We start from the raw sequence: 18753 nt of genomic DNA, 5'->3' as shown, positions 1-18753 counted from the left end.
CGTCAACACAAAAACCCGCTTGGGACAGTGTCTCAAGCGGGTTGCTCGAATCCGGCATCGGCGACTCGCCGCCTGATCGGCTGCGCGATCGTACCCGATCGCGCGGAGTCGCCGGTGCGCCGCTCAGCGAACCGCGCGGCGCCCAATCGTTCAGTACAGCTTCTTCGGCAACGTCTGGCTGCGAATCCGCTTGTAATGACGCTTCACTGCAGCGGCCTTCTTGCGCTTGCGCTCCGCGGTCGGCTTCTCGTAAAACTCGCGCGCGCGAAGTTCGGTCAGCAGACCGTTCTTCTCGATCGTGCGCTTGAAGCGACGCATTGCAACTTCGAACGGCTCGTTCTCTTTAACGCGAATGATCGTCATGATCCGACACGAATAAAGGTTTGCAGGGAAAGACTACCGAGTATAGCAGAGCGATTGGATTGTCCAAAGGCGCGGGGGCCGGGTCCGCTTAAACGGGCCGGGCCGTCAGGCGCCCCGCGAATACTCCGCCGCGGCCTGCCCGGCCGCCGTGCCGGACGCCCACGCCCACTGGAAGTTGTAGCCGCCGAGCCAGCCCGTCACGTCCACCGCCTCGCCGACGAAGAACAGCCCCGGCACGCGCGCGCTCATCATCGTCGCCGACGACAGCTCCCGCGTATCGACCCCGCCCTTCGTCACTTCGGCCTTCTTGTAGCCCTCGGTGCCGTTCGGCGTCAGCGTCCAGCCAGACAGCGCCTCGCCGATCTGGCGCAGCGTCTTGTCGGGCAGGTCCGCGAGCCGCGCGTCGGCCGCGACGCAATGCGTGTCGAGCCACGCATGGGCGAGGCGCGACGGCACCCAGTCGGCGAGCAGCGAACCGATCTGGCGCTTCGACGTACGCTTCGCGTCGAGCAGGTCGGCCACCGTGTCGCGCTGCGGCAGCAGGTCGACGCGGATCGGGTCGCCGGGCTGCCAGTAGCTCGAGATCTGCAGGATGCCGGGCCCGGACAGGCCGCGATGGGTCAGCAGCAGGTCCTCGACGAATTCGCCGCCGCGCTTCTTGTCGCCCGTCGACACGCGCACCTCCAGCGACACGCCCGACAGCGCCGCGAACGGCTCCCAGTCCTGCTGCGCGAACGTCAGCGGCACGAGCGCGGGCCGCGTATCGACGAGCTTGTGGCCGAACTGCTTCGCCAGCCGGTAGCCGAAGTCGGTCGCGCCGATCTTCGGGATCGACAGGCCGCCCGTCGCGATGATCAGTGCGCGCGCACCGATCGCCCCCGCCTGCTGCGTGTCGAGCACGAAGCCGTCGGCCGGCGCGTGGCGCACCGCGTCGACGACGACGGGCCGGCGCCACGCGATGCCGCCCGCGTCGCACTCGTGCTTCAGCACGTCGATGATCGCGTCGCTGCCGTGGTCGCAAAAAAGCTGACCCTTGTGCTTTTCGTGCCAGGTCACGTGATGGCGCTTGAGCAGCCCGAGGAAGTCGCGCGGCGTATAGCGCGCCAGTGCCGAGCGTGCGAAATGCGGATTCGACGACAGATAGTTGTCGGGGCCCGCGTACAGGTTCGTGAAGTTGCAGCGGCCGCCGCCCGAGATGCGGATCTTCTCGGCGAGCCGCGGCGCGTGATCGATCAGCACGACGCGGCGGCCGAGCTGCCCGGCGACCGCGGCGCTCATCATCCCGGCGGCGCCCGCGCCGATCACGGCGATGTCATAAGTTTCCATGGCGCGGATTGTACCTGCCCGGCATCGAGCCCGGGCCGCCGCCAGTGGCGGCCAGCCCTCGCCTGCTATAATTTCCGGTTACGTTGACCTTCCTGCGGTGCGCCCGACACGGCGCGCCCTGCCCGTACCCATGCTCGTTCTCGGCATCGAAAGCTCCTGCGACGAAACCGGCCTCGCGCTCTACGACACGCAGCGCGGCCTGCTCGCGCACGCGCTCCATTCGCAGATCGCCATGCACCGCGACTACGGCGGCGTCGTGCCCGAGCTCGCGTCGCGCGACCACATCCGCCGCGCGCTGCCGCTGCTCGAGGAAGTGATGGCCCAAAGCGGCACGCGCCGCGACGACATCGACGCGATCGCCTTTACGCAGGGCCCCGGCCTGGCCGGCGCGCTGCTGGTCGGCGCGAGCATCGCCAATGCGCTCGCCCTCGCATGGAACAAGCCGACCGTCGGCATCCATCACCTCGAAGGCCACCTGCTGTCGCCGCTGCTCGTCGACGAGCCGCCGCCGTTTCCGTTCATCGCGCTGCTGGTGTCCGGCGGCCATACGCAACTGATGCGCGTGACCGACGTCGGCGTGTACGAGACGCTCGGCGAAACGCTCGACGACGCAGCCGGTGAAGCGTTCGACAAGACGGCGAAACTGATCGGCCTCGGCTATCCGGGCGGCCCGGAAGTGTCGAAGCTCGCCGAGACGGGCACGCCGGGTGCAGTCGTGCTGCCGCGCCCCATGCTGCACTCGGGCGATCTCGACTTCAGCTTCAGCGGCCTCAAGACGGCCGTGCTCACGCAGATGAAGAAGTTCGAAGCGGCGAAGCTGGAAGGCGAAGCGCTCGACCGCGCGAAAGCCGACCTCGCGCGCGGCTTCGTCGACGCGGCCGTCGACGTGCTCGTCGCGAAATCGCTCGCCGCGCTGAAGAAGACCAGGCTCAAGCGCCTCGTGGTCGCGGGCGGCGTCGGTGCGAACCGTCAGTTGCGCGCGGCACTGTCGGCCGCCGCCGCCAAGCGCGGCTTCGACGTGCACTACCCCGATCTCGCGCTCTGCACCGACAACGGCGCAATGATCGCGCTCGCAGGCGCACTGCGGCTCGGCCGCTGGCCCGAGCAGGCCAATGCCGACTACGCGTTCACGGTGAAGCCGCGCTGGGATCTCGCGTCGCTCGCACGCTGAACCGCGCAGCGCAACACCGCAAGCGGGAAAACAAAAAGGCCGCTCGGTTCGAGCGGCCTTCTTCATGGGCGCGGCGAAAAACGCAGTGTCATGCAGCGAGGCGCTTGTCGCGCTCGATCAGCGCATACGCGCTGTGATTGTGGATCGACTCGAAGTTCTCGGCTTCGAGCACGTAGGCAACCACGCGCTCGTCCGCATCGAGACGCTGCGCGACGTCGCGCACGAGATCCTCCACGAACTTCGGATTCTCGTATGCACGCTCGGTGACGAACTTCTCGTCCGGGCGCTTCAGCAGGCCCCACAGTTCGCACGACGCTTCCTCTTCCGCGATGCGGATCAGCGCCTCGACCGGCAGGTCGGCCGCGAGTTCGGCATCGATCGTCACGTGCGAGCGCTGATTGTGCGCGCCGTACTGCGAGATCTTCTTCGAGCACGGGCACAGGCTCGTCACCGGCACGAGCACCTTCAGGAACAGGCGCGTGTCGCCGTTGCGGCTTTCGCCCGCGAGCGTCACTTCATAGTCGAGCAGGCTCTGCACGCCCGACACCGGCGCCGTCTTGTTCACGAAATACGGGAACGTGACCTCGATGCGGCCGGCTTCGGCTTCGAGCTTCTCAAGCATCGACGCGAGCATCGCGCGGAAGCGCTCGACCGTCAGCGGTGCGCGATTCTCCTCGAGCAGCGCGACGAAGCGCGACATGTGCGTACCCTTCTGGTCGGCAGGCAGGCGGACGTCGAGGTTCCAGACACCGACGCTCGGCTGCACGTCGCCGCTTTCGGTGCACACCGTCAACGGATGCCGGACCGCCTTCACGCCCACGCGCTGAATCGGGATCTGACGGGTATCCACCGTGCTCTGCACGTCGGGCATCACGAAGGCGGGATTCATCTGGTTCATCTTTGTTCAATCCTTGTAAGCCGCGCGTTCGACGACGCGCACGCCGCGTCACGCGGCAGCCGGAAAAGCAACATGGGCCCGCAGGCCCATGTTTTCCGCATCAATGAAGACCGGTTGCGCCAGTCGCACCGGCACCGCCCGCAGGCGGCACCAGCTTATGCGACGCGCTTCGCCTGACCGGCGACATCGGCCGCCGGGTTCAGAAAGCGTTCGCGAATCGATTTCGCGATGCCCGCGCCGTCGAGGCCGCATTGCGACAGCAGCTTCGCGGGATCGCCGTGATCGATGAACAGGTCAGGGAGGCCCAATTGTAGTACGGGTCGGATAACCCCACTCTCCATCAGGGCTTCCACGCAGGCCGAGCCCGCACCACCCATCACGCAGCCTTCCTCGACGGTGACGAGGTAGTCGTGCGTTTTGGCGAGTTCGCGCACGAGCGCGGCGTCGACCGGCTTCACGAAACGCATGTTCGCGACCGTTGCGTCGAGTTCCTCGCCCGCAGCCAGCGACGGTGCGACCATCGTGCCGAATGCGAGGATCGCGACGCGCTTGCCTTCCGGCTGCGACGTCCGGCGGCGCACTTCACCCTTGCCGAGCGGGATCTCGGTGAATTCCTTCACCGTCGCCACGCCCGTGCCCGCGCCGCGCGGATAGCGCACCGCCGTCGGGTTCGGCTGCTGCAGCGCCGTGTGCAGCATCTGACGGCATTCGTTCTCGTCGGATGCGGCCATGATCGTCATGTTCGGGATGCAGCGCATGAACGCGAGATCGTATGCACCGGCGTGCGTCGCGCCGTCCGCGCCGACGAGGCCCGCGCGGTCGATCGCGAACACGACCGGCAGGTTCTGCAGCGCGACGTCGTGGATCAGCTGGTCGTATGCACGCTGCAGGAACGTCGAGTAGATCGCGACGACGGGCTTCAGCCCTTCGGTCGCGAGGCCGCCCGCGAACGTCACCGCGTGCTGCTCGGCGATGCCGACGTCGTAGTAGCGATCCTTGAAGCGCTTCTCGAACTCGACCATGCCCGAGCCTTCGCGCATGGCGGGCGTGATGCCGACGACGCGCGTATCGCGCTCGGCTTCATCGCACAGCCACTCGCCGAACACCTGCGTGTACGTCTTCTTCGCGGGCGTGGTCGACGGCTTGATGCCCTCGGCCGGATTGAACTTGCCGGGGCCGTGATAGAGCACGGGATCGGCTTCGGCGAGCTTGTAGCCCTGGCCTTTCTTCGTCACCACGTGCAGGAACTGCGGACCGCGCAGTTCGCGGATGTTCTGCAGCGTCGGGATCAGCGAATCGAGATCGTGACCGTCGATCGGGCCGATGTAGTTGAAGCCGAACTCCTCGAACAGCGTGGCCGGCACGACCATGCCCTTCGCGTGCTCCTCGAGCTTGCGCGCGAGTTCGAGCACCGGCGGCGCCACGCTCAGCACGCGCTCGACACCTGCACGCGCAGCCGCATAGAAGCGGCCCGACATCAGGCGGGCGAGATGGCGATTCAGCGCGCCGACCGGCGGCGAGATCGACATGTCGTTGTCGTTCAGGATCACGAGCACCTTCGCGTCTTCCGACACGCCCGCGTTGTTCATCGCCTCGAACGCCATGCCGGCCGTCATCGCGCCGTCGCCGATCACGGCGATCGAGAAGCGGTCGTCGCCGTTCAGCTGGCTGCCGATCGCCATGCCGAGCGCGGCCGAGATCGACGTGCTCGAGTGCGCGGTGCCGAACGTGTCGTATTCGGACTCGCTGCGGCGCGGGAAGCCCGAGATGCCGTCCTGCTGACGCAGCGAATGCATCTGGTCGCGGCGGCCCGTCAGGATCTTGTGCGGGTAGGTCTGGTGGCCCACGTCCCAGACGATGCGATCGTTCGGCGTGTTGAACACGTAGTGCAACGCGATCGTCAGCTCGACCGTCCCGAGATTGGACGACAAATGGCCGCCCGTCTTCGACACGCTGTCGAGCACGAACGCGCGCAGTTCATCCGCGAGCGGTTGCAGTTGGCGACGATCGAGGCGGCGCAAATCCGCCGGGTCGTCGATGGTTTTCAGCAAGTCGTACATCGTCGTTCCATTGTAGGAAATCAAACGCGCCCGCATTCTGTTGCACGCACCGTAGCGTGTGCGCGGCGGCGGGCTTTCGCGTCAGCTGACCCGGTTCACTACCAGGTCGGCAAGTTCGGCGAGACGCTGTGCGCGTGCGCCGAACGGTTTCAGCGCGTCGTGCGCTTCGGCGCGCAACTGCGCGGCCAACTCGCGCGACGCCTCCAGGCCGAGGATCGATACGTAGGTCGGCTTGTCGTTCGCCGCATCCTTGCCGGCCGTCTTGCCGAGCGTCGCCGAATCGGTCGTGACGTCGAGAATGTCGTCGACGACCTGGAAGGCCAGACCCACGGCCCCCGCATAGACGTCGAGCGCCGCCATCGTTTCCGCCGAAGGCGTCTCGCCGGCCAGCGCACCCATCCGGACGGCCGCGCGCAGCAGTGCGCCGGTCTTCATCCGGTGCATCGTCTCGAGCTGTTCGCGCGTCAGCTTGAGGCCGACGCTCGCCAGGTCGATCGCCTGCCCGCCGGCCATGCCGATCGAGCCGCTCGCGAGCGCCAGTTCGCGCACGAGCGCAGCCTGCTGCACCGGCGACAGCGCATCGGCGTCGGTCAGCGCAACGAATGCCTGCGACTGCAGCGCATCGCCGACCAGCAGTGCCGTCGGCTCGTCGTACTGCACGTGCACGGTCGGCTTGCCGCGGCGCAATGCGTCGTCGTCCATGCACGGCATGTCGTCGTGCACGAGCGAGTAGACGTGGATCATCTCCAGCGCCGCCGCTGCCGCGTTGCGTGCCGCTTCCGTCGCGCCGGTCAGTTCGCCTGCTGCATGGCACAGCAGCGGGCGAACACGCTTGCCGCCACCGAGGACCGCGTAGCGCATCGCCTCGTGGAGCTTCGCGGGCATCGCGGTTTCAGCGGGCAGATAGTGGCCGAGTGCGTCTTCGACACGGTCAAGCACAGACCGCATCCATTGTTCGAATGTCATAGATCGTCGTCTTCGCCGTCCGTGGCGGCCGTTCCGGACGAAAGCGGCTTCAGCGTCGCGCCGTCGAGCACGCGGACCTGCTGCTCCACTTTCTCAAGCTGCTGTTGGCAAAACGCAACGAGGGTCGCACCGCGGCGATACGCCGCCAGCGAATCCTCGAGGCTCAACGCGCCGCCTTCCATCCGGGCAACCAGCGTCTCGAGTTCCGCGAGCGCCGTCTCGTAATTGTCCGGCAACGGTTCGGTGCCATTGCCGGGCGGCGTGGCGCCTGGGGATGCGGTTTTCGCCATGGACGAGGGTGTCAAATTTCAAAACAAGTCGGACATTCTACGGCAAAAGAGAATTTTCCGACCTGCCGTCGTGGGCACCCGGACACAATTCCGGCCCCATCTCCCATGCACAGTGTGCGCCTTTCGATGGCTCGCGGACAAAAAATTGACACAAATCAGGCACTTAATCCTAGCCTTGCGAGGCGAACCGGGTATAATTCTCCGTTTCCCTAAATCGATTTTTCGATGGTTGGGTTGTTCACTGCTTTCACGCTAACACCGGGAGTGGGAATGTCCAATCTGAGCGACGCGCTTCAGTTGAAGTCGGCTCACAGCCAGCTTCCAGTCACTGCATATTTCGATGAGGCGCTACTCGAGCGCGAGATCGAAACCCTCTTCAAGAAAGGACCTCGTTACGTCGGGCACGAGTTGATGGTGCCCGAGGCGGGGGATTATTTTGCGCTGCCGTCCGAGAAGGAAGGCCGCGTGCTGGTCCGCAACCAGACGAACCAGATCGAACTGCTGTCGAACGTCTGCCGTCACCGGCAGGCAATCATGCTCAACGGGCGCGGCCACACACAGAATATCGTGTGCCCGCTGCACCGCTGGACGTACGACCTGGAAGGCGAGTTGCTCGGCGCGCCGCACTTCCCCGACAAGCCGTGCCTGAACCTCGGCAAGAGCCCGCTGCAAAACTGGCAGGGGCTGCTGTTCGAGGCTGAAGGCCGCCATGTCGCGCGCGATCTCGCCAACCTCGGCACGAAGCATCACTTCGACTTCTCCGAGTACCACTTCGATCACGTCGAAGTGCACGAGTGCGACTACAACTGGAAGACGTTCATCGAGGTCTACCTCGAGGATTACCACGTCGTCCCGTTCCATCCGGGCCTCGGCAGCTTCGTGTCGTGCGACGACCTCAAGTGGGAGTTCGGCGACTGGTACAGCGTGCAGACGGTCGGCGTGCACAACGCCCTCGCGAAGCCGGGCAGCGCGACTTACCAGAAATGGCACGAGCAGGTGCTGAAGTTCCGCAACGGCGTACCGCCGGAGTTCGGCGCGATCTGGATGGTCTACTACCCGGGCCTGATGATCGAGTGGTATCCGCACGTGCTCGTCGTGTCGTGGCTGATCCCGCGCGGCCCGCAGAAGACGACCAACATCGTCGAGTTCTATTACCCCGAGGAAATCGCGCTGTTCGAACGCGAATTCGTCGAGGCCGAGCGCGCCGCCTATATGGAAACGGCCGTCGAGGACGACGAGATCGCGATGCGGATGGACGCAGGCCGCCGTGCACTGATGGCCCGCGGCGAGTCGCAGGTCGGCCCGTACCAGAGCCCGATGGAAGACGGCATGCAGCACTTCCACGAGTTCCTGCGCCGCCACCTCGGCGACCTCTGACACCCGGTGCGGCGCTTTGACGCCGTGCGGCATAGCGCATACGAAAAGACGGGCTTCGGCCCGTCTTTTTTTGTTTAGACTTGGAGTGTCAGGCCCATTGCACTCCAGGGAGTCGTCATGCCACACACTCATTACACCACGCTCATCTCCGCCGCCAATCTCGCCGAGCGCCTGGCCGCGGCGCCCGGCAGCGTCGTCCTGTTCGACTGCCGCTTCGATCTCGCCGATCCCGGCGCCGGGGAAGCGGCCTATGCGGCCGGCCATCTCCCCGGCGCACAGTACCTTCATCTCGACCGCGACCTGTCGGGCCGCAAGACCGGCACCAACGGCCGCCATCCGCTGCCGACCCGCGACGCATTCGCGACGCTGCTCGCCAGCCGCGGCCTCAAGCAGGGCCAGCAGGTCGTGGCATACGACGCGCAAGGCGGCGCGTATGCGGCACGCCTGTGGTGGCTGCTGCGCTGGCTCGGCCATGATTCGGTCGCCGTGCTCGACGGCGGCCTGCAGGCCTGGGAAGCGGCCGGCCAGCCGCTGACGGCCGACGTGCCGCAACCGGCCGCAGGCGATTTCCGCGCGGCCGCGCCGCTCGAGTCGACGGTCGACGCGGCGGCCGTGCTCGCGAACGTGACGTCGCCCACGCGCGTCGTGATCGATGCACGCGCACCGGATCGCTACCGCGGCGAAAACGAAACGATCGATCGTGTCGGCGGCCACATCCCCGGCGCACGCAACCGTTTCTTCAAGGACAACCTGAACGCCGACGGCCGCTTCAAGACCGGCCACGAACTGCGTGAGGCGTTCTCGACCGTGCTGGCCGGCACCGAGCCGAACCGCGTGATCCTGCAATGCGGCTCCGGCGTGACCGCGTGCCACAACGCGCTGGCGATGGAAGTGGCGGGCCTGCACGGCGCATCGCTGTACCCGGGCTCGTGGAGCGAATGGAGCGCCGATCCGTCGCGGCCGATCGCAACCGGCCCGACGCCGTAAGCGCCGGCACCGCGCAGCAGTGACGAAGCGGCGGCATGGGCCGCCGCTTGTCGTTTACATCACGCCGAACTTGTGGAACCACTCGATCGCGCGCTTCCAGCCGTCCTCGGCATCGGCCTTCACATAGCTCGGCCGGTAGTCGGCGAAGAATGCGTGACCGGCATCCGGATACACGACGATCTCCGATTCGCGCGCGAGCTTCGAATCGCTCGCCTGGATCGCCTTGCGCATGTCCGCGAGCGACGCCTGCGTGATGTTCTGATCCTTCTCGCCGTACAGCCCGAGCACGGGCACCTTCAGCGACGACGCATGATCGACCGGATTGAACGGCGTCATCTCGTCGGTCTTGCCTTCGACGAACCCGTACCAGGCCACGGCCGCACGCACGTGCGAGTTGTGTTCCGCATACAGCCACGCCTGGCGGCCGCCCCAGCAGAACCCCGTCACGCCGAGGCGAGACAGGTCGCCGCCGTTCTTGCCGGCCCATGCGACCGTTGCATCGAGATCCTCGGTGACCTGTCGGTCCGGCACCTTGCTGACGATGTTTTCGACGAGCGCCTGGATCGTCGGATACTTGGCCGCATTGCCCTGCCGCGCGAACAGGTCGGGCGCAATCGCGAGATAGCCGAGCTTCGCGAAGCGGCGGCAGACGTCGGCGATATGCGCGTGCACGCCAAAGATCTCGTGAATCACGATGACGACCGGCAGGTTCGTCTTGCCGGCCGGCTGCGCACGATAGGCCGGCACGCTCGCGTCGCCCGAGCGGATCTCGATGGTGTCGACGTCCAGCCCGGCGCTGTCGGTCGTGACCGTCTGCGCCGAAACGGGCAGCACGGCCGCCGCGAAAGTGCCACCCAGCGCGGCCTGCATGAACTTGCGGCGCGAGAACGGAACGTGGGGAACCAGGCTGTCGACTTCGGGTTTCAACATGAATGCACTCCTCGATTGAGCGCCGCCGCCACGATTCTGGATGCGTATGACGGGGCATCGCGCCGGCACGCGGCGCGGATGTCGCGGCGGTTGGCACCCTGCCGCAAACGGAAACCCGGACACGATGCCCAATTATCCGTTGTCGCGTCAACTGTCAGATATGTAAGACTCGATTACGGCGCGTTGCGCCGACCCCGTCGATCGCCGCGACTCGGCCTGATGCTCGCGGACTGAAACGAAAGACGCGCGGGCAAAATGGTCTCTATCTGCAAACAACGACGGGCGGAGAATACGCGCGACCTGCGCACTCCCCGCCCGCCTTGCCCGCGAACGCGCAATCAGTGCAGCTTGACGCGCGGCAGCGTCGTACGCCGCAGCCAGTGCGCGACCGTATCGAGCATCATCCGCGGATAGCCGTGCAGCGCGGCGATGTGCATCCGGTACAGCGACATGTACATGAAGCGTGCGAACAGCCCTTCGATCAGCATGTTGCCGCCGATCAGCCCGCCCATCAGGTTGCCCACTGCGCTGAAATGGCCGAGCGACACGAGCGAGCCCAGGTCGCGATACGTGAATTCCGGCAGCGGACGCCCTTCGAGCCGGCAGCCGATCGCCTTCAGCAGGAAGCTCGCCTGCTGGTGCGCGGCCTGCGCGCGCGGCGGCACGTTGCGCTCGTTGCCGGGCCACGCGCATGCCGCGCAATCGCCGAGCGCGAAGATGTTGTCGTCGGTGAAAGTCTGCAGCGTGCGGCGCACGTCGAGCTGGCCAAGCTTGTTGACCTGGAGTCCATCGAGATTCGCGAGCACGGACGGCGCCTTGATGCCGGCAGCCCAGACCGTCAGGTCGGCACGTATCGTCTTGCCGCTCGCCGTGTGGACGGCCCCGGGCGCCACCTCCGTCACGCGCTCGGAGAGCATCAGCCGCACGCCGATCTTTTCGAGCAGTTCGGCCGTCGCCGACGACACGCGCTCCGGCAACGCCGGGAGGATCCGCGGCCCCGATTCGATCAGCACGATGCCGACGTCGTGCCGCGGATCGAGCTTGTGCAGCCCGTAGACCGACAACACTTGCGCGGTGTTGCGCAGCTCGGCGGACAGCTCGACGCCGGTGGCGCCGCCGCCGACGATCGCAACCTGGATGCGCGGCTCTGCCGCTTCGCCCGGTGCGCCCGATACAGCCGGCGCCGGGCTCTGGTGCTCGGCACGCATGCACGCGGCGATCAGCCGCTTGCGGAAACGCTCGGCCTCACCAACCGTATCGAGCGCGATCGCGTTTTCCGCTGCGCCCTGCACGCCGAAGAAGTGGGTCGTGCTGCCGATCGCGATCACGAGCGTGTCGTATTCCAGCTCGCGCGCCGGCAGCAGTTCCTCGCCGTCGCTGTCGCTGACCGGCGCGATCGTGATGCGTTTCGCGGTGCGGTCGAGCCCGCTCAGGCCGCCCTGCTGGAACTCGAAGCCGTGCCAGCGCGCCTGCGCCGCATATTCGAGCTCCTGCGTGAACGGGTCCATGCTGCCGGCCGCGACTTCGTGCAGCAGCGGTTTCCAGATGTGGGTCGGATTGCGGTCGACGAGCGTGACGAGTGCACGCGCGGGACGATTGCCGCGCGCGCCGTAACGGTCGCCGAGCCGCGTCGCCAGTTCCAGGCCGCCCGCGCCTCCGCCTACGATGATGATCCGATGCATCTGATTCCCCCTTTGCGATTCGATACTGCTGCCGCCGGACGAAGCAAACGCGATCCGTTCGCGCCGCCCGGTGGATTAACCGGTTCGGACATCATCGTTGTGCAGTTCGAAACACTTCGATGCGTCCGGCCCCGGAACGCGGGGCGCGCCGCCCCACGTCAATGACATGACTGACATGCATTGTCCGGGAGCTTGCGCGTTGACCACAAGCAAACCATCTCGATATTCAGCATCCCTGCAACAATATGCCGCGGGGAACGCGAACCGCACGGGGGTGCGTCAGTGTGCCTCTTCCCAGTTCGCGCCGGCCCCCACTTCGGCGACGAGCGGCACTTTCAGCTTCGCGACGCCGCACATCATTTCCGGCAGTTTCTCGCGCACCAGCGACAGCTCGTCGTCGGGCACCTCGAGTACCAGTTCATCGTGCACCTGCATGATCATCCGCGACGCGAGCTTGTCGCGCGTGAGCCAGTCGTCCACCGCGATCATCGACAGCTTGATCAGGTCGGCCGCCGTGCCCTGCATCGGCGCATTGATGGCCGCGCGCTCGGCCGCCTGGCGGCGCGGGCCGTTGCCGCCGTTGATCTCCGGCAGCCACAGGCGGCGGCCGAAAACGGTTTCGACGTAGCCCTTCTCCTTCGCCAGCGAGCGCGTGTCTTCCATGTACTGCGCGACGCCCGGGTAGCGGGCGAAATAGCGGTCGATATAGAGCTTCGCCGCATCGCGCGTGATGCCGAGGTTCGACGCGAGGCCGAACGCGCTCATCCCGTAGATGAGCCCGAAGTTGATCACCTTCGCGATCCGGCGCTGGTCGGAATTGACCTCCAGCGGCGTCACGCCGAACACTTCGGCGGCCGTCGCGCGGTGAATGTCCTCGCCCTGCGAGAACGCGCGCAGCAGCGACGCGTCGCCCGAGATGTGCGCCATGATCCGCAGTTCGATCTGCGAATAGTCGGCCGACACGATCCGGTGGCCCGGCGACGCGATGAACGCCTCGCGGATGCGCCTGCCTTCGGCCGTGCGCACCGGAATGTTCTGAAGATTCGGATCGTTCGATGCGAGGCGGCCCGTCACCGCGACGGCCTGCGCATAGTTCGTGTGCACGCGGCCCGTCGACGGGTTCACCATGCGCGGCAGCTTGTCGGTATAGGTCGACTTCAGCTTCGACAGCCCGCGATGCTCGAGCAGCAGCTTCGGCAGCGGGTAGTCCTCCGCCAGCTTCTGCAGCACCTCTTCGTCGGTCGACGGCGCGCCGCTCGGCGTCTTCTTCACGACCGGCAACTGCAGCTTCTCGAAGAAGATCTGCCCGATCTGCTTCGGCGAGCCGAGATTGAATTCGCCGCCCGCCAGTTCGTACGCCTGCGCTTCGAGCTCGATCAGGCGCGTCGCGATCTCGGTGCTTTGCGCCTGCAGGCGCGCATCGTCGATCAGCACGCCCGTACGCTCCATCTTGCGCAGCACGAGCGACACCGGCATCTCGATCTCACGGTACACGCGCTCGAGGCCCGGCTCGCGCGCGACCTGCGGATACAGCGCGTGATGAAGCTGCAACGTGATGTCCGCGTCTTCGGCCGCGTATTCGGCGGCCTGCGCGAGCGCCACTTCGTCGAAACCGATCTGCTTCGCGCCCTTGCCCGCGACGTCTTCGTACTTGATCGTCTTGACGCCCAGATGACGCAGCGCGAGGCTGTCCATGTCGTGCGTGCGGTGCGATTCGACCACGTACGATTCGAGCAGCGTGTCGTGCTCGATGCCGTTCAGCGCGATGTCGTAGTTCGCGAGCACCTGCGCGTCGTACTTCAGGTGCTGGCCGACCTTCTTGCGATCGGCCGATTCGAGCCACGGCTTCAGGCGGGCGAGCACTTCGTCGATCGGCAGCTGCTCGGGCATGTCGGGGCCGCGGTGCGCGACCGGCAGGTACGCCGCCTTGCCCGGCTCGACCGAGAACGACAGGCCGACGAGCCGTGCGAGCATCGGGTCGAGCGCGGTGGTTTCGGTGTCGAACGCGGTCAGTGCGGCCGCATCGATCTTCGCGAACCATGCGTCGAACTGTTCCCAGGTCTGGATCGTGTCGTATTCGCGCACGACGTCGGCCGCGATCACCGGGGCCGGCTCGCCTTCCGGCGCATCGGCGCCGTTGCCTTCGGCCGGTGCGCTCTCGACTTCGCGCAGCCACGTCTTGAAGCCGTACCGCGCGAAGATGTCGCGCAGCAGGTCGCGCGCCTCGCCGTCGCTCTTCAGCGACGCCTCGATCGATTCGAGATGCGGTGCGAGATCGCATGCCGTGTCGACGGTCACGAGCTGGCGGCCGAGCGGCAGGAAGTCGAGTGCGCGGCGCAGGTTGTCGCCGACCACACCCTTGATCTCGCCCGCGTGTTCGATCACGCCGTCGAGGCTGTCGTATTGCGCGAGCCATTTCACGGCTGTCTTCGGCCCGCATTTCTCGACGCCCGGCACGTTGTCGACGGTATCGCCGATCAGCGCGAGGTAATCGATGATGCGCTCGGGCGGCACGCCGAACTTCGCGATCACGCCGTCGCGGTCGAGCGTCTCGTTGGTCATCGTGTTGACGAGCATGACGTGGTCGGTCACGAGCTGCGCGAGATCCTTGTCGCCGGTCGACACGATCACGTTCATCCCGTGCCGTTCGGCTTCGCGCGCGAGCGTGCCGATCACGTCGTCGGCCTCGACGCCTTCGACCATCAGCAGCGGCCAGCCGAGCGCGCGCACGGCGCCGTGGATCGGTTCGACCTGCAATGCGAGATCAGGCGGCATCGACGGACGGTTTGCCTTATAGTCGGCATAAAGGTCGTCACGGAACGTCTTGCCCTTTGCATCAAACACGCAAGCGCTATACTCTGCACTGACTTCCTTGCGCATACGGCGCAGCATGTTGATGATTCCGTAGAGCGCTCCGGTCGGCTCCCCGCCAGGGCCACGCAAATCAGGCATCGCATGGTAAGCCCGATAGAGATAGCTCGAACCGTCAACCAATAGCAGGGTCTTACCTTCCAGATTTCGTTCTTCAGGCATTATGAACAAGAGAAAAGTGATTCCGAGTCTGCGTTCGCTCGCAGATCAAGAACGCGCGACGGCCAAGAAGGCGCGCGCATCGTGGCAGATGTTCACGATTATGGCAGAGTTTATCGAGGCGACCGAGTACCTGTCGGAGATCCGCCCGGCTGTCAGCATCTACGGCTCTGCCCGCCTCAAACCCGACACGCCGCACTACAAGCTCGCCGTGCAGATCGCGCGCAAGCTGTCCGACGCCGGCTTCGCCGTGATCTCCGGCGGCGGCCCCGGCATCATGGAAGCCGCGAACAAGGGCGCGCACGCCGGCAAGGCGCCGTCGGTCGGCCTGAACATCGAGCTGCCGCACGAGCAGGCCGGCAACCACTACCAGGACATCTCGCTGCGCTTCCGCCATTTCTTCACGCGCAAGGTCACGTTCGTGAAGAACTCGGATGCGGTGATCGTGATGCCGGGCGGCTTCGGCACGCTCGACGAGCTGTCCGAAGTCCTCACGCTGATCCAGACGAAGAAGTCGCGCCTCGTGCCGATCATTCTCGTCGGCAGCGAATTCTGGCAGGGGCTGCTGCAGTGGTTCCGCGACCAGCTGATCCCGATGGGCCTGATCAATCCGGACGACATGGATCTGATGCAGGTGATCGACGATCCCGACCAGGTGCTCGACGCCGTGCTCGCGTTCTACGAGGACAGCGGCGAAGAAGAAGGTTCGGACGACGACGATCATCCGCCGCGGCCTGAAGAAGACCGGATGTTCTATCTGTAACGCATCCGTGGCAGCCGCCGGCCCGACGGCCGGCGTGCTGCTTGATGTGCGGCAGCCGGTGCGACTGCTGCAGCCTGCCGCACATGACTTTGTAACGCACCGTTAATCCCGCTTCGCGGCCACGCACCGTCGAATGTCAAATGCGCACAGCCCGCGCTGCATGAGGCGGAGTCACTATCGGCCCCCGCGGCCCGCCATTGTCAAATGGCGCGGGCCCGTACCGGCTTCCTGCATTGGCCGGCCGGCAACCCTCCGTAATAAACCTGCCTAGCCTTTTCCGTCACGTGCCCGCACACTCCATCGTGTCGGCGCGGCGTTCCCCCGGTGGAACGGTCCCCCTCGCTTCCATCGCGTCGTGCCGGCCTCATACAACGACATCACGGAAAAGAACATGCAACGCTCGCTGATCGCCCTCGCTTTCGCCGGCCTCGGCCTCTCGCTGTCCGGCCTCGCTCATGCCGTCAACGTCGACGTCAACATCGGCACACCCGCACCGGTCATCGTCGCGCCTGCGCCCGTCGTGGTCGCCCCCGCGCCGGCCGTCATCGTCGGCTGGCACGGCGACCGCTACTGGGACGGCCGCCGCTACTGGGAACGCCGCGAGTGGGAAGATCACGAGCGTCATCACGGTCATGGCGGCTATCACTGCCCGCCGGGACACGCGAAGAAGGGTGAGTGCTGAGCACTTGACTGCCGGGCCGTCGGGCCCTGGCGCTGAAGCGGAAAGACGAAGGCCTCGCGCGAACGCAGGTTCGCGCGAGGCCTTTGTCGTTACGGGCGCCGCTACGCGGCGCCGTTACTGGAACGCCACTTCCGCAAAGCTCCGCAGCTTGCGGCTATGCAGCTTGTCGAGCCCGTTCGTGCGCAGGATCTCCATCGCCCTCACGCCGATCTGCAGATGCTGGTCGACCTGCCCGCGATAGAACGTGTCGGCCATGCCGGGCAGTTTCAGCTCGCCGTGCAGCGGCTTGTCCGACACGCACAGCAGCGTGCCGTACGGCACGCGGAAGCGGAAACCGTTCGCGGCGATCGTCGCGCTTTCCATGTCGAGTGCAATCGCGCGGCTCTGCGACAGCCGCTGCACGGGCTCGCGATGATCGCGCAGTTCCCAGTTGCGGTTGTCGACGCTCGCGACCGTGCCCGTACGCATCACGCGCTTCAGCTCCGCGCCCTCCAGGCGCGTGACGTCGGCCACCGCGCGCTCGAGCGCGAGCTGTACTTCTGCCAGCGCCGGGATCGGCACCCACAGCGGCAGGTCGTCGTCGAGCACGTGATCCTCGCGCACGTAACCGTGCGCAAGCACGTAGTCGCCGAGACGCTGCGTGTTGCGCAGCCCCGCGCAGTGGCCGAGCATCACCCACGCGTGCGGGCGCAGCACGGCGATGTGATCGGTGATCGTCTTCGCGTTCGACGGGCCGACGCCGATGTTGACCATCGTGATCCCGCTGCCGTCCGCGCGCTTCAGGTGATATGCGGGCATCTGCGGCAGGCGCGGCGGCGCGGCGCCCTCGGACGGCTCGCTGCCGAGGTTGGCGTTGTACGTGACGACATCGCCCGGTTCGACGAACGAACTGTACTGGCTGCGGTAGGCGCGCACCTCGGGATCGTCGCTCTCCGTCATCACCGTGCGGCCGAGCTTCACGAATTCGTCGATGTAGAACTGGTAGTTCGTGTAGAGCACGTAGTTCTGGAAATGCGTGGGCGACGTCGCCGTGTAGTGGCGCAGCCGGTGTAGCGAGAAGTCGACGCGCGCGGCCGTGAACAGCGCGAGCGGATGCGGCTCGCCCGCCGCCGGCTCGAACGTGCCGTTGACGATGCGGTCGTCGAGATACGACAGGTCGGGCGTGTCGAAGATGTCGCGCATCGCGAGCAGGCGGTCGCGGTCGAGCTCGCCCTCGAGATGGATGCCTTCCGGAAACGCGAAATGAATCGGAATCGGCTGCGACGACACGCCGATCTCGATCTTGACATGGTGGTTCTTCGACAGCAGGCGCAACTGCTCGCGATAGTAGTTCGCGAAGAGATCGGGGCGCGTGACCGTCGTCTCGAACACGCCGGGGCCGGCGACGAAACCGTACGAGCGGCGCGAATCGACGTGCGTGTTGACGTCGGTGCGGATCCGCACGAACGGATAGCACGCGCGCACGTGCTCGGTGATCGGTTCGTGGCGGCGATAGCGCGCAAACGCGTCGCGCAGGAAACCCGCATTCGTGTCGTAAATGGCGGACAGCCGCGCGACGGCGGCGATCGGATCGTCGAAAGCCTCGACGGACGGGCTTTCGGGCGTCAGCACACGGTGCCGGCGGCTCAAATCGTTCTTCATTTTCATCACCTCGTCTGATCGGACGACATTACCACGGAACCCGGTCACGCTTATGGCCGCCCCTGCGCACGTCAGGGCCGGATGGCGCGCAGTATTTGCTAAAATCGGTAGGTTCACTGGAGACTCATCATGAAGCCGCTCATTCTCGTCGTCGCTGCCGCCGCGTTTGCCGCCGCCAGCGCCGCTTACGCCGCCGGCGGCACGCCTGACGCCGACGCGCAGGCCCGGGCCGAGGCCAACGAGGCCGCCGGCCTGCCCGATCTCCGCAAGATCAACCGGCCGGGCGCCGAAGTCACGTCGAAAGTGGACTTCGCGGACATCCGCCGCACGCCGAGCTTCCACGAAAAGAGCAAGAACGGCACCGAGGTCACCGAGTACCGCGATCGCGGCAAGCCGGTCGAGATCGACGTGAAGTCGAACTTCGGCACGCGCTACCAGATGAGCTCGACGCCGGACACGTCGCCGAAGCCGCACGACGCGGGCATCCCGATCACGCGGCTGCCGTCGCTGAACCTGCGCTACTGATTCCGTGGCGCGCCGCATCGTTCGCGGCGCGCCGCCTCCCTTCACCTGCTGTCGCGACGCAC

Annotated in this window: 16 protein-coding genes; 6 read left to right on the top strand and 10 right to left on the bottom strand. The window is 66.1% G+C overall.

Translation table 11 applies throughout. From position 1 onward, the window contains the following. Positions 1 to 150: 150 nt before the first annotated feature. Positions 151 to 363 (bottom strand): 30S ribosomal protein S21, encoded by a 213-nt coding sequence (gene rpsU / locus DIE03_RS00660; protein WP_006479415.1) that lies wholly within the window; start codon positions 361 to 363, stop codon positions 151 to 153. A gap of 105 nt (positions 364 to 468) precedes the next feature. Next, on the bottom strand, positions 469 to 1689 hold the full coding sequence (locus DIE03_RS00655; RefSeq protein WP_124446508.1) for an NAD(P)/FAD-dependent oxidoreductase: 1221 nt from the start codon (positions 1687 to 1689) through the stop codon (positions 469 to 471). Between the two features lie 130 nt (positions 1690 to 1819). On the opposite strand from DIE03_RS00655, the gene tsaD reads away from it, so the two are divergent. Beyond that, positions 1820 to 2860 carry a tRNA (adenosine(37)-N6)-threonylcarbamoyltransferase complex transferase subunit TsaD gene (tsaD, locus tag DIE03_RS00650; RefSeq protein ID WP_124446506.1) on the top strand — a complete coding sequence of 347 codons (1041 nt, stop codon included), beginning with the start codon at positions 1820 to 1822 and terminating at the stop codon, positions 2858 to 2860. An 88-nt stretch (positions 2861 to 2948) separates the two neighbouring features. Here tsaD and folE2 read toward each other — a convergent pair whose 3' ends face one another. From folE2 to DIE03_RS00625, 4 genes are all read right to left on the bottom strand, one after another. Then, complete coding sequence (folE2, locus tag DIE03_RS00640) at positions 2949 to 3758, bottom strand: GTP cyclohydrolase FolE2 (protein WP_124446504.1); 810 nt, start codon at positions 3756 to 3758, stop codon at positions 2949 to 2951. A 155-nt stretch (positions 3759 to 3913) separates the two neighbouring features. Further along, positions 3914 to 5818 carry a 1-deoxy-D-xylulose-5-phosphate synthase gene (dxs, locus tag DIE03_RS00635; protein WP_124446502.1) on the bottom strand — a complete coding sequence of 635 codons (1905 nt, stop codon included), beginning with the start codon at positions 5816 to 5818 and terminating at the stop codon, positions 3914 to 3916. An 81-nt stretch (positions 5819 to 5899) separates the two neighbouring features. Beyond that, on the bottom strand, positions 5900 to 6784 hold the full coding sequence (locus DIE03_RS00630; protein WP_006479426.1) for a polyprenyl synthetase family protein: 885 nt from the start codon (positions 6782 to 6784) through the stop codon (positions 5900 to 5902). Then, positions 6781 to 7074 carry an exodeoxyribonuclease VII small subunit gene (locus DIE03_RS00625; RefSeq protein WP_040139363.1) on the bottom strand — a complete coding sequence of 98 codons (294 nt, stop codon included), beginning with the start codon at positions 7072 to 7074 and terminating at the stop codon, positions 6781 to 6783. The genes DIE03_RS00630 and DIE03_RS00625 overlap by 4 nt, the downstream gene beginning before the upstream one ends. Before the next feature lie 270 nt (positions 7075 to 7344). Here DIE03_RS00625 and DIE03_RS00620 point away from each other — a divergent pair, with 270 nt between their 5' ends. Then, positions 7345 to 8451, top strand: a complete 1107-nt coding sequence (locus DIE03_RS00620) for an aromatic ring-hydroxylating dioxygenase subunit alpha (RefSeq protein ID WP_124446500.1) — start codon at positions 7345 to 7347, stop codon at positions 8449 to 8451. 117 nt (positions 8452 to 8568) lie between these two features. After that, the gene (locus DIE03_RS00615; protein ID WP_124446498.1) at positions 8569 to 9438 is read left to right on the top strand and encodes a sulfurtransferase; all 870 of its coding nucleotides are present in this window, start codon (positions 8569 to 8571) and stop codon (positions 9436 to 9438) included. Positions 9439 to 9492: 54 nt separating this feature from the next. Here the strand turns inward: DIE03_RS00615 and DIE03_RS00610 are convergent, their stop codons facing one another. From DIE03_RS00610 to polA, 3 genes are all read right to left on the bottom strand, one after another. Next, a complete protein-coding gene (locus tag DIE03_RS00610) occupies positions 9493 to 10368 on the bottom strand; it encodes a dienelactone hydrolase family protein (RefSeq protein WP_124446496.1) in 876 nt (291 codons plus the stop codon). A 338-nt stretch (positions 10369 to 10706) separates the two neighbouring features. Then, complete coding sequence (locus tag DIE03_RS00605) at positions 10707 to 12050, bottom strand: NAD(P)/FAD-dependent oxidoreductase (RefSeq protein WP_124446494.1); 1344 nt, start codon at positions 12048 to 12050, stop codon at positions 10707 to 10709. Between the two features lie 279 nt (positions 12051 to 12329). Then, positions 12330 to 15083: a DNA polymerase I gene (gene polA / locus DIE03_RS00600; protein ID WP_124446492.1), complete on the bottom strand. Its 2754-nt coding sequence runs from the start codon at positions 15081 to 15083 to the stop codon at positions 12330 to 12332. A 1-nt stretch (position 15084) separates the two neighbouring features. Here polA and DIE03_RS00595 point away from each other — a divergent pair, with 1 nt between their 5' ends. Both DIE03_RS00595 and DIE03_RS00590 read left to right on the top strand, forming a co-directional pair. After that, complete coding sequence (locus tag DIE03_RS00595) at positions 15085 to 15843, top strand: TIGR00730 family Rossman fold protein (RefSeq protein WP_124446490.1); 759 nt, start codon at positions 15085 to 15087, stop codon at positions 15841 to 15843. Positions 15844 to 16234: 391 nt separating this feature from the next. Continuing rightward, a complete protein-coding gene (locus DIE03_RS00590; RefSeq protein ID WP_124446488.1) occupies positions 16235 to 16525 on the top strand; it encodes a hypothetical protein in 291 nt (96 codons plus the stop codon). A 114-nt stretch (positions 16526 to 16639) separates the two neighbouring features. Here the strand turns inward: DIE03_RS00590 and DIE03_RS00585 are convergent, their stop codons facing one another. Beyond that, entirely contained in the window at positions 16640 to 18166 is a 1527-nt protein-coding gene (locus tag DIE03_RS00585) for an AMP nucleosidase (RefSeq protein ID WP_124446486.1), read from the bottom strand. Positions 18167 to 18295: 129 nt separating this feature from the next. Between DIE03_RS00585 and DIE03_RS00580 the strand changes: the two genes are divergently transcribed. Next, positions 18296 to 18691, top strand: coding sequence for a hypothetical protein (locus DIE03_RS00580; protein ID WP_021160838.1), 396 nt, complete (start codon positions 18296 to 18298; stop codon positions 18689 to 18691). The last annotated feature ends 62 nt before the right edge of the window (positions 18692 to 18753 follow it).

The sequence above is a fragment of the Burkholderia sp. Bp8992 genome (assembly GCF_003853705.1).
Classification (GTDB): Bacteria; Pseudomonadota; Gammaproteobacteria; order Burkholderiales; family Burkholderiaceae; genus Burkholderia.
The sequence above is the reverse complement of the archived record's forward strand: the minus strand, read 5'-3'. Positions and strand labels throughout refer to the sequence as shown.

Bases quoted from the DNA above. Each gene is read 5' to 3' on its own strand.
- DIE03_RS00610 (WP_124446496.1), bottom strand. From the start codon at position 10,368: ATGTTGAAACCCGAAGTCGACAGCCTGGTTCCCCACGTTCCGTTCTCG.
- DIE03_RS00590 (WP_124446488.1), top strand. From the start codon at position 16,235: ATGCAACGCTCGCTGATCGCCCTCGCTTTCGCCGGCCTCGGCCTCTCG.
- DIE03_RS00605 (WP_124446494.1), bottom strand. From the start codon at position 12,050: ATGCATCGGATCATCATCGTAGGCGGAGGCGCGGGCGGCCTGGAACTG.
- DIE03_RS00615 (WP_124446498.1), top strand. From the start codon at position 8,569: ATGCCACACACTCATTACACCACGCTCATCTCCGCCGCCAATCTCGCC.
- rpsU (WP_006479415.1), bottom strand. From the start codon at position 363: ATGACGATCATTCGCGTTAAAGAGAACGAGCCGTTCGAAGTTGCAATG.
- DIE03_RS00585 (WP_124446486.1), bottom strand. From the start codon at position 18,166: ATGAAGAACGATTTGAGCCGCCGGCACCGTGTGCTGACGCCCGAAAGC.
- folE2 (WP_124446504.1), bottom strand. From the start codon at position 3,758: ATGAACCAGATGAATCCCGCCTTCGTGATGCCCGACGTGCAGAGCACG.
- DIE03_RS00625 (WP_040139363.1), bottom strand. From the start codon at position 7,074: ATGGCGAAAACCGCATCCCCAGGCGCCACGCCGCCCGGCAATGGCACC.
- tsaD (WP_124446506.1), top strand. From the start codon at position 1,820: ATGCTCGTTCTCGGCATCGAAAGCTCCTGCGACGAAACCGGCCTCGCG.
- DIE03_RS00620 (WP_124446500.1), top strand. From the start codon at position 7,345: ATGTCCAATCTGAGCGACGCGCTTCAGTTGAAGTCGGCTCACAGCCAG.
- DIE03_RS00630 (WP_006479426.1), bottom strand. From the start codon at position 6,784: ATGACATTCGAACAATGGATGCGGTCTGTGCTTGACCGTGTCGAAGAC.
- dxs (WP_124446502.1), bottom strand. From the start codon at position 5,818: ATGTACGACTTGCTGAAAACCATCGACGACCCGGCGGATTTGCGCCGC.
- DIE03_RS00655 (WP_124446508.1), bottom strand. From the start codon at position 1,689: ATGGAAACTTATGACATCGCCGTGATCGGCGCGGGCGCCGCCGGGATG.
- DIE03_RS00580 (WP_021160838.1), top strand. From the start codon at position 18,296: ATGAAGCCGCTCATTCTCGTCGTCGCTGCCGCCGCGTTTGCCGCCGCC.
- DIE03_RS00595 (WP_124446490.1), top strand. From the start codon at position 15,085: ATGAACAAGAGAAAAGTGATTCCGAGTCTGCGTTCGCTCGCAGATCAA.
- polA (WP_124446492.1), bottom strand. From the start codon at position 15,083: ATGCCTGAAGAACGAAATCTGGAAGGTAAGACCCTGCTATTGGTTGAC.